The 8515-nt window shown below is 65.1% G+C and carries 11 protein-coding genes; 4 read left to right on the forward strand and 7 right to left on the reverse strand.

Annotation, left to right across the window (positions count from 1 at the left end):
- The 3 genes from EOA49_RS28000 to EOA49_RS28010 form a co-directional block, all read right to left on the reverse strand.
- On the reverse strand, positions 1-623 hold a 623-nt coding region (locus tag EOA49_RS28000), incomplete at its 3' end, for an SH3 domain-containing protein (RefSeq protein ID WP_164749301.1).
- Positions 624-806: 183 nt separating this feature from the next.
- Positions 807-1019 (reverse strand): hypothetical protein, encoded by a 213-nt coding sequence (locus EOA49_RS33770; RefSeq protein WP_245307585.1) that lies wholly within the window; start codon positions 1017-1019, stop codon positions 807-809.
- Positions 1019-1375, reverse strand: coding sequence for a helix-turn-helix transcriptional regulator (locus EOA49_RS28010; protein WP_067326737.1), 357 nt, complete (start codon positions 1373-1375; stop codon positions 1019-1021). Before EOA49_RS28010 ends, EOA49_RS33770 begins: the two co-directional genes overlap by 1 nt.
- 194 nt (positions 1376-1569) lie before the next feature.
- Between EOA49_RS28010 and EOA49_RS28015 the strand changes: the two genes are divergently transcribed.
- Entirely contained in the window at positions 1570-2748 is a 1179-nt protein-coding gene (locus tag EOA49_RS28015; RefSeq protein WP_127241367.1) for an MFS transporter, read from the forward strand.
- A 29-nt stretch (positions 2749-2777) separates the two neighbouring features.
- Here the strand turns inward: EOA49_RS28015 and EOA49_RS28020 are convergent, their stop codons facing one another.
- A complete protein-coding gene (locus tag EOA49_RS28020) occupies positions 2778-3377 on the reverse strand; it encodes a LysE family translocator (protein ID WP_127241366.1) in 600 nt (199 codons plus the stop codon).
- A 100-nt stretch (positions 3378-3477) separates the two neighbouring features.
- Between EOA49_RS28020 and EOA49_RS28025 the strand changes: the two genes are divergently transcribed.
- Positions 3478-4344 (forward strand): LysR substrate-binding domain-containing protein, encoded by an 867-nt coding sequence (locus EOA49_RS28025; protein ID WP_127241365.1) that lies wholly within the window; start codon positions 3478-3480, stop codon positions 4342-4344.
- Between the two features lie 50 nt (positions 4345-4394).
- Here the strand turns inward: EOA49_RS28025 and EOA49_RS28030 are convergent, their stop codons facing one another.
- From EOA49_RS28030 to EOA49_RS28040, 3 genes are all read right to left on the reverse strand, one after another.
- Positions 4395-5045, reverse strand: a complete 651-nt coding sequence (locus tag EOA49_RS28030; protein ID WP_127243477.1) for a dihydrofolate reductase family protein — start codon at positions 5043-5045, stop codon at positions 4395-4397.
- A gap of 97 nt (positions 5046-5142) precedes the next feature.
- The gene (locus EOA49_RS28035; protein WP_127215859.1) at positions 5143-5985 is read right to left on the reverse strand and encodes a protein-L-isoaspartate O-methyltransferase; all 843 of its coding nucleotides are present in this window, start codon (positions 5983-5985) and stop codon (positions 5143-5145) included.
- Between the two features lie 45 nt (positions 5986-6030).
- Complete coding sequence (locus EOA49_RS28040) at positions 6031-7380, reverse strand: Nramp family divalent metal transporter (RefSeq protein WP_095801618.1); 1350 nt, start codon at positions 7378-7380, stop codon at positions 6031-6033.
- A gap of 228 nt (positions 7381-7608) precedes the next feature.
- On the opposite strand from EOA49_RS28040, the gene mntR reads away from it, so the two are divergent.
- Together mntR and EOA49_RS28050 are read left to right on the forward strand one after the other, a co-directional pair.
- Complete coding sequence (gene mntR / locus EOA49_RS28045; protein ID WP_067327157.1) at positions 7609-8061, forward strand: manganese-binding transcriptional regulator MntR; 453 nt, start codon at positions 7609-7611, stop codon at positions 8059-8061.
- A 367-nt stretch (positions 8062-8428) separates the two neighbouring features.
- Positions 8429-8515: neutral zinc metallopeptidase (locus EOA49_RS28050; RefSeq protein WP_164749302.1), on the forward strand; the 87-nt coding region annotated here is incomplete at its 3' end.

Consider the following 8515-nt stretch of genomic DNA (forward strand, 5'->3'; position numbering starts at 1 on the left):
GTCACGGTCACGACGCTGTCGCCGGCCTCATGTGCGACGCTGATCAGGCAGCGGGTCATCGGCTGGCCGATCCGGCGCGCGCAGGGGATGCCGTCGGCGGCGTCTGGGGCAGGGGTGTCGGACTCCGTGATTGCCGAGGCGGCGAAGGCGAGGGCGTAGGCATCCTGCATGGCGACGGCGCTGATATCGGCCGCGGACGGCGGATCGGCCGGCTCGCTGCGACCCAGGCGCGCGGCGATGTCCGGCTGCGGTTCTTCAGAGGGCTCGGGCGCGTTCGCTTCCTGTGGCGGGCGGGCTTCAGTTGCCGGCACGGCTGCATCCTCGGGCGCCGGGGCCGGGTTGTTGGGGCTGAGATAGCGGGCCGGCGCCCATCCGACGATATGCGCGTCCTGCGTGTCCTCGACCTTGCACCAGGGATAGTTATTGACGGTCTTGCAGCCGTAATTCTTCACGGCTGCGCCGTTGGGCAGGCGCGCCGCGACCTTTCCATCTGGTGAAGCGGTGGCGCGGATGTTGAGGAGATCGTCCGGCGCAAGGCCGCCGATGATTGAAATGATCGTGGCTGGCGCGTCCTGGGCCAAAGCCGGCACGGCGGCCAGCAGCAAAGGAGCGGCGATCAGCAATGTCGATCGGAGCGTGACTTTACGCTTCATCCTTAATGCACTGCAATCCTGGCGTTTCCGCTCAATCAGATTATGAGCTTCGCTCAATCATGGATATGAGCTTCGCTCAATCTTTATAAATCCGGTCCGCGGCGCGTGCGCCCATTCCAGTCGTCCGCTTGTTCGGCCTGCTTTGCGGCAGCTTCATGGTCGTAGGCGATGGCGATCGCCTCGGAGCGGCCGGGAGGCATCCATCTCGACGATGCCGTAGCGCGCATGCCGGCTGTCCTGCTCAGAGACATGCGCCGGCGGGAATGCGGATGAGCTCGCTGCGATGGCTATTGCCGCACAACGCGATCCGGCAGGCTGGAGGGCCAGCACGTTGCCATGGATATCGGCCAGAACGGCAATGCGCATCAGGCGTCGATCTCCGCATCGGCGGTGCCGACCGCTGGAAGCGCCTTGTCCTCGCCGGCGGCCGCGATCACGCTGTCGAGCAGGCCGGGAAAGCGCCTGTCGAGGTCGTCGCGGCGCAGGGTGATCAGCCGGCTGGTGCCGACCGCTTCGGTGCGCGTGACGCCCGCCTCGCGCAGCTTGGCGAGGTGGTAGCTGAGATTGGTCTTGGAGGCGAGGTCGAGGAACTTGCCGCAGTTCATCGGCACGCCTTCCTTGCTGGCGAGAAAGCGCACGATTGCCAGCCGGGTCGGGTCGCCGAGCACGGCAAGCACGATCGGCAGGCTGATCTGATCGGCGGTCGGATGAGGCAAGGTCATGGCTGAGAATTAAGCGCAAACGGCACCAACTTCAACGCGTCTCCGCTTCTTGCTTGGTTACGCAGCTTCCCGGTTTCTACGCCGTCCTGACACAGGGCTGTCAGCAGGGTTCCGCTAATTTGCCCAAGTTCCGTTGACATCATGCCCCTTCATGTCCAATTGTTCAATAACTTTTGAACAATTGGACATATCCCATGGACAAGCGGATCTTCTGGCTTGCGCTCGGATCGTTTGCGATCTCGACCGAAGGCTTCGTCATCTCCAGCCTTCTTCCCGATATCGCCGCGGATGCCGGCATCTCCGTTCCGCTCGCCGGCTCGCTGATCACCGCCTTCGCGCTCGCCTATGCGATCGGCGCGCCGATCCTGGCGACGCTGACCGGCGAGTGGGACCGGCGGCGCGTCATCCTGTGGACGCTGGTGTTCTTCGTCATCGGCAATATTGTCGCGGCGCTAAGCTCGTCATTCGAATTGCTGCTCCTAGCACGCATCGTCATGGCGCTGTCGTCCGGCCTGTTCGCGGCAACCGCGCAAGGCACCGCCGTGGCGCTGGTCGACGACCATCACAGGGCCCGCGCCATCGCGGTCGTGGTTGGCGGCACCACGGTGGCGGTCGCGGTCGGCGCGCCGCTCGGCGCGCTGGTGGCGGCGATTGCCGGCTGGCGCGGCACCTTCTTCGCCATTGCCGGCCTCGGCGCGCTTGCCGGGGCGATCCTGTGGTGGCGGCTGCCGCGCGGCATTGTCGGCACCAGGCTGCCGCTCAAGGCGCGGCTCGCGGCGGCGGTCCGTCCCGGCGTGTTGCCGATCCTGGTCACGACCGTGCTGGCGCTGGTCGGCGCCTTCACCGTCTTTGCCTTCATCGCGCCTCTGGCGATCGAGGGCGGCGGCCTCAGTCCGTTGGCGCTTCCCGGCATGCTGCTCGCATTCGGCGTTGGCGCCGTCATCGGCAACATCGCCGGCGGCCAGGCGGCGGACCGTTTCGGCGCGGCGCGCACGGTTTGCTGGTCGCTGGGGCTGAGCGCAGCGATGCTCGTTACCCTCTCGCTGATCCCGACCTTCCTGCCGCATTCGATCGCCGGGCCGGCGCTGATGGGCATGATGGTGCCGTGGGGCATCGTCGGCTGGGCCTTCCCGCCGGCCCAGGCGAGCCGGATCATCAAAATAGCGCCCGATGCCGCCCCGATCGTGCTCTCGCTCAACGCCTCGGCGCTCTATTTCGGCGTCGCCCTTGGCGCGGTGGTCGGGGGCGCGGTGCTGCGCTTCGGCGCGCCGGCCGATCTCGGTCTGGTCGCGGCTGTATTCCCGATCGTCGGGTTGGGTGTGGTGCTCGCGGGTCGCGCGCTCGCCCGCCCGGTCGCCATGCCGGCGGAATAGACTTCGCAAACCTGAAGGACTTGCCGGTCTCAGGCTGGCCGCCACATCTGCAGGATGGAGGCGGCCAGCAGCAGGCCAAGCACGATGTTGAGCGCGCGCCATTGCCGCTCGGTTCGGAGCAAACGTGCCAGCAGCGTGCCGGCTACGCACCAGAGCGACAGCGAGACGGCCGCGGCAAGGCCGAACACGGCGCCGAGCAGCAATGCCAACTGCAAGGGGCCGTCGGCAAGCGCCGCGAAGGAAGCGGCCGCACCCAGGCCCATTGCCCAACCCTTGGGATTCATCCACTGAATCCCGGCGCCGCCGAAGAAGCTGTTCGGCCTAGCCATGCTCACGTCGAGCTTGGGCGGGCCGCTGCGGCCGATCCTGATCGCCAGCCAGATCAGATAGAGCGAGCCGGCGATCTTCATCGCAAGCTGGAGCGAGGGGACGGCGGCGATCAGCCCGGCCAGGCCGGCAGCACCCGCCGCCGCTACTGACGCCAGTCCCGCGGCGCTGCCGGCCATCAGCGGCACCGATCGGCGAAAGCCGAACTGCGCCCCGGATGCCGTCGACAGCGTCGTGGCGATGCCGGGCGTCGAGGTCGAGATCAACGCGAACAGGACAAGGGGGATGATGGTTTCGGTCATCCAAAGCCTCCACGGTGGAAGGAGCCTGCATGTTAGGCGCTGGGCGCTATCAGTAAATGCAATGTTGGATATGGTCTGCATTAGTGATTATAATGCAGCGATGTTCCGCGATCTCGACACCACACTTGTCCGCACCTTCGTGACGACGGCCGACAAAGCCAGCATGACGGCCGCGGCCAACGCCCTCAATCTGACCCAGGGCGCCGTCAGCCAGCAGATCAAGCGGCTGGAGGAGATCCTTGGCCAGATGTTGTTCGAGCGCGACCGCCGCGGCTTGAGACTGACGCGTTCGGGCGAACGGCTGCTCGACAAGGGCCGGCGTCTCTTGCGGCTCAATGACGAGATCCTGGCGGAGATAAGCGGCAAGGCGGTCGCCGGCGGGGTGCGGATCGGCGTGCCCTACGATCTTGTCGGCACATTGCTGCAACCTGTTTTGAAAACCTACGCTGAAGCCTATCCGCAGGTGGAGATTTCGCTGGTCTGCGCCTCTTCGCCGGAACTCGCGGCGGCGCTGGCGGCAGGGACGATCGACCTTGCCGTCATCGAGGAGCGGGCCGGTCCGACGGCCGGCGAGTGCCTACTGGTCGACCGGCTGGTCTGGGTCGGTGCCAGAGGCGGCTCGGCGCGCTTGAAGCGGCCTTTGCCGGTCTCCATGGTCGCGGATAGCTGCGCCTTCCGTCCCGCGGTGCTGGCGGCGCTCGGCACGCACGGGCTCGATTGGCGCACCGTGTTCGAGAACGGCAACATCGACGCAACGACCGCAACGGTACGGTCGGACCTTGCGGTGACCACCTGGCTCGCCTCGACGGTTCCGGCCGACCTCGACATCCTGTCCGACGCCGACTTACCGGCGCTGCCGAATTTTTCCGTCAACCTGCACCTGCCGAAGCATACAGTGACGCGGACGGCAGAGGCATTCGCCACTCATATCCGCGAGGGTCTGGCGCGGCATCGCCGGGCAGCGTGAGCGACACTTTTCGTTCCTCGCCCCCGCTTTGGGGGCGAGGAACCTTGGCGCTACTTCCAGTTCTTGCGCCGTTCGAGCTCGGCTTCGGAAGGCTGCTCTGTCGCAAAAGATCCGGTCTTGACGCCGCCGCCACGTTCATAGGTCGCCATGATGACACCCGTGCTGGTGGTTTGCGACTTGATGAGCTTGAAGGCGGCGGGCATCGCGTCATCGCCGAACAGGCGCTTTCCCTTGCCCAGCAACAGCGGGAAGATCATCAACCGGATCTCGTCGATCAGCCCATTGGCGAGCAGGGTCTGGATCAGATTGCCCGAACCCTGGATGAGCAGATCGGGTCCGTCTTCCTGCTTGAGCTGCCTGAGCCTGGCAACGACGTCTGGTCCAAGCGGCTGCGTGTTCTGCCAGGTCAGGCTATCCGGCCGATGCGTCGCGACATATTTGGTCGCCGGGTTGAAGGCATCTGCGATCGGATCTTTCTGATACGGCCAGTACGCGGCGAAGATGTCATAGGTTCTGCGACCGAGCAGCAGGGCGAAGGGCTTGGAGAACAATTCGTCCATTGCCTCGCCCGCCACCTCGTCAAAGTAATGGAAGGTCCAGCCGCCGAATTGAAAGCCGCCGACCGGGTCCTCTTCCGGGCCGCCTGGCGCCTGCATGACGCCGTCGAGGCTGACGAATGTGGCGGCGATGGTCTTGCGCATCTGTCTTCTCCCTTTTCGTGATCCGCGCCGTCGCGGCCGGATTTCGTCCTAAGGACGGGCGACAAGCCTGCGTTCCGACACAGGCTTCCGCAGATTTCTATCGTTCGCTGTCGGCGCGCATGGCGCGGGACGAGAACCAGACATCGCCGAACACGGCGGTGGCGGTTCGATCGGGCGCCTTGTCTTCGGTCAGCCAGATCGAGCGCGTGCGGCTGGCGCGTTCGCGGGTTGGCACTCTTGCCTCCGGGCCGGCGAGGGAGGCGCCGACGCAAGGGATGAACCAGGAACCCATGAAGGGCCGGCAGGCGAACCCCGCCTGCATGCGGGTGACCAGCACGGCGAGGCCGATACGCTGCGCCGGCCGCCAGGGGAAGATCAGCCGGCCGCCGGGCCTGAGCGCCCTCAGCCACGCAGGGGGCGGGGCAATGACGGCAGCATTGACATAGATGATGTCGGAGGGCGGTAGCGGGCCGGCGACAGCGTCGCCGGCAACGACCTCGACATTGCCATAGGCCGCGAGGTTCACCTTGGCTTGCGCGGCGAGATCCGCTTCGATCTCGAAGGCGGTGACGCTGCCACTGGGCTCGACCAGCCTTGCCAGCAGCGCGGTATAGTAGCCGGTACCGGCGCCGATATGGGTGACGGCTTCGCCGGGTTTCGGTTCGACCTTGCCGATCCACATGGCGTGCAGAACCGGTTCGCCGTTGTTGATGCCCTTGTCGGCATCGAGCACCACCAGCACGTTCTGGTAGATGTAGCTTGGATCGGCAGTCGGGGTTTTGAACGCTCCGTCGCCGGCAAAGACTGTCCAAGGTCCAGGGCCGAGAAAGGCCTCGCGCGGCACGGAGGCGAACGCCTCCTCGATGCGGGGATCGGCGGAGCGCGCATGCGCGGCCATCAGTTTGGCGTAGAATTTTCGGGCGTCGTCCGAAACGGTCATGCTTTCAGAAGATAGCGCGGCCGGCCGGGATGTCGCGGCTCGAACTCAGCCGGCAAATGTGTCGAAGAGCAGCTTGAAGTTGAGCACCAGGATGATCGCCGCGACTACCCAGGCGAGTGCGGCGACGCCGCGCGAGATGGCGAAACTGCCCATCTTCTTCTTATCCGAGACGAACTGCACCAGCGGCACAACGGCGAAGGGCAACTGCATCGACAGGATGACCTGGCTGAAGACCAGGAGCTGGGCCGTGCCCTTTTCGCCGTAGAGCGCGGTGACGATCACGACGGGGACGATGGCAAGGCCGCGCGTCAGCAGGCGGCGCGCCCATTGCGGAATGCGCAGACGCAGGAAGCCTTCCATCACGATCTGGCCGGCAAGCGTGGCGGTGACCGTCGAGTTGAGCCCGGAGGCGAGCAGCGCGACCGCGAACAGGATCGAGGCAATGCTCAAGCCCAACAGCGGCGACAGCAATTCGAAAGCCTGACCGATCTCGGCGACATCCTGGTGCCCGGTGCCGTGGAAGGCCACTGCCGCGACGATCAGGATGGACGCGTTGACAAACAGCGCCAGGATCAGCGCGATGGTCGAGTCCGTGGTCGCCCATTTGATGGCGTCGCGCTTGCCGGCATCGGTGCGCTCATAGGCGCGGGTCTGCACGATCGAGGAGTGCAGGTAGAGATTGTGCGGCATCACGGTGGCGCCGATGATGCCGATGGCGATGTAGAGCATCGTCGGGTTGGTGACGATCTGGGACGACGGCACGAACATCGAATGCAGGATTGTGCCTGCGGGCGGGGCGGCGACGAAGATCTGGATGGCGAAGCAGCCAAAGATGATGATCAGGAGCGCGACGACGAACGCCTCGAGATAACGGAAGCCCCTGTTCATGAGCAGCAGCACAAGGAAGGCGTCCAGCGCGGTGAGGACGGCGCCGCCGATCAGCGGGATGCCGAACAGGAGCTGCAGCGCAATCGCCGTGCCGATCACCTCGGCGAGGTCGCAGGCGATGATCGCCAGTTCGCAGGCGATCCAGAGCAGGAAATTTACCGGACGCGGATAATAGGCGCGACAGGCCTGCGCGAGGTCGCGGCCGGTGGCGATGCCGAGGCGGGCGGCCAGTGCCTGCAACAGGATCGCCATCAGGTTCGACAGCATGATGATGAAAAGCAGCGTGTAGCCGAACTGGGCGCCGCCGGCGAGGTCTGTCGCCCAGTTGCCCGGGTCCATATAGCCGACCGAGACCATATAGCCGGGACCCATGAAGGCGAACAGGCGGCGGAACCAGAGACCGGTGTCGGGCACCCTGATCGAGGCATTGACCTCGCGCAGACTGGGCTGCTCAGTCTCATCGGAGCGGGCAAATTGCCACGAGGGACGGGACACTGCTTCTGACATCGGGGGGTCCGCTGGAAGGGTATCGAGGATCGCCACTATGTATGCTAAGGCTGAACATTATGCAACAGGCTATACTTCATTGTTCAAGCTCTTGTGATGCACGCCGATAGGGCGCCGCGTGCAGCAGCAAACGCCGGGTTGCGCCGACCCGGGAATGCAAATAAACGGCCAGGGCACCACGGTCCGTGCTATGAGTGCGGAGCCGATTCAGCCATGAAGGAGCGCGTATTGGCGCTGAGGAACAGACCAGTTCGACGCGAAAAGCCGCTTCCTGATGCCGAAATCCATTCGGAAGGGTTCAGGCAGACCCGCGAAGCGCGCCGCAGCGCGCTTGTCGAGGACTATGTCGAGCTGATCGCCGATCTGATCGAGGACGGAAACGAGGCCCGTCAGGTCGATATCGCGGCCAGGCTTGGCGTCGCGCAACCCACCGTGGCAAAAATGCTGACACGGCTCTGCGCCGACGGGCTGGTGTCCAGGAAACCCTATCGCGGGGTGTTTCTCACGGACGCCGGTCGCAAGGTGGCGCAGGAGAGCCGCATCCGTCACGAGACTGTCGAAGCCTTCCTGCGCTCGCTCGGTGTCAGCCCCGAGACGGCACGGATCGATGCCGAGGGCATCGAGCACCATGTCAGCGCCGAGACGCTGGATGCATTTCGCAGGGCGATGACGACACGCTGAGCCCCGCCAGCGTTAAACTTCCCGACCGACGAGTCGCTGGAACCGCCGAACGGTACGCACGTTGCTCCTGACGTTGCGCGATGATCGCGTGGAAGGGAGGAAGCGACGGGCGTTGAACAGGCACGGACCACGAAGGGCTAGCAAGCGGCCAACGGGTTGAGACAGGCGGCGGCTCGTGACGAGCGCAAAGACCGAGGCCGAAACCGGTCGAAACAAAAGCTCTGAATTCTCCTCCCATCTGGAGCCGGACGCGCGGTCTTTTGGTCAGCAAAAATGCTGTGACTCGGCGTGACCGTTGCGATAATTGTCTGAAGGGGGCGGTCTTCGGCCGGACCTTCCAGAACATCTGCATTGCGAGGAAGTTGCCATGCTTTGGAGAGGCCGCCGTCAGAGCGACAATATCGAGGACGAGCGCAGCGACAGCGGCGGCGGGTTCGGCGGTGGCGGGCCGCGG

The organism is Mesorhizobium sp. M1A.F.Ca.IN.020.04.1.1, assembly GCF_003997315.1.
Classification (GTDB): domain Bacteria; phylum Pseudomonadota; class Alphaproteobacteria; order Rhizobiales; family Rhizobiaceae; genus Mesorhizobium.

Excerpts from the sequence above, each read along its gene's own strand:
- EOA49_RS28035 (WP_127215859.1), bottom strand. The coding sequence starts at position 5,985 with ATGACCGTTTCGGACGACGCCCGAAAATTCTACGCCAAACTGATGGCC.
- EOA49_RS28030 (WP_127243477.1), bottom strand. The coding sequence starts at position 5,045 with ATGCGCAAGACCATCGCCGCCACATTCGTCAGCCTCGACGGCGTCATG.
- EOA49_RS28020 (WP_127241366.1), bottom strand. The coding sequence starts at position 3,377 with ATGACCGAAACCATCATCCCCCTTGTCCTGTTCGCGTTGATCTCGACC.
- EOA49_RS28025 (WP_127241365.1), top strand. The coding sequence starts at position 3,478 with ATGTTCCGCGATCTCGACACCACACTTGTCCGCACCTTCGTGACGACG.
- EOA49_RS33770 (WP_245307585.1), bottom strand. The coding sequence starts at position 1,019 with ATGCGCATTGCCGTTCTGGCCGATATCCATGGCAACGTGCTGGCCCTC.
- EOA49_RS28015 (WP_127241367.1), top strand. The coding sequence starts at position 1,570 with ATGGACAAGCGGATCTTCTGGCTTGCGCTCGGATCGTTTGCGATCTCG.
- EOA49_RS28040 (WP_095801618.1), bottom strand. The coding sequence starts at position 7,380 with ATGTCAGAAGCAGTGTCCCGTCCCTCGTGGCAATTTGCCCGCTCCGAT.
- EOA49_RS28010 (WP_067326737.1), bottom strand. The coding sequence starts at position 1,375 with ATGACCTTGCCTCATCCGACCGCCGATCAGATCAGCCTGCCGATCGTG.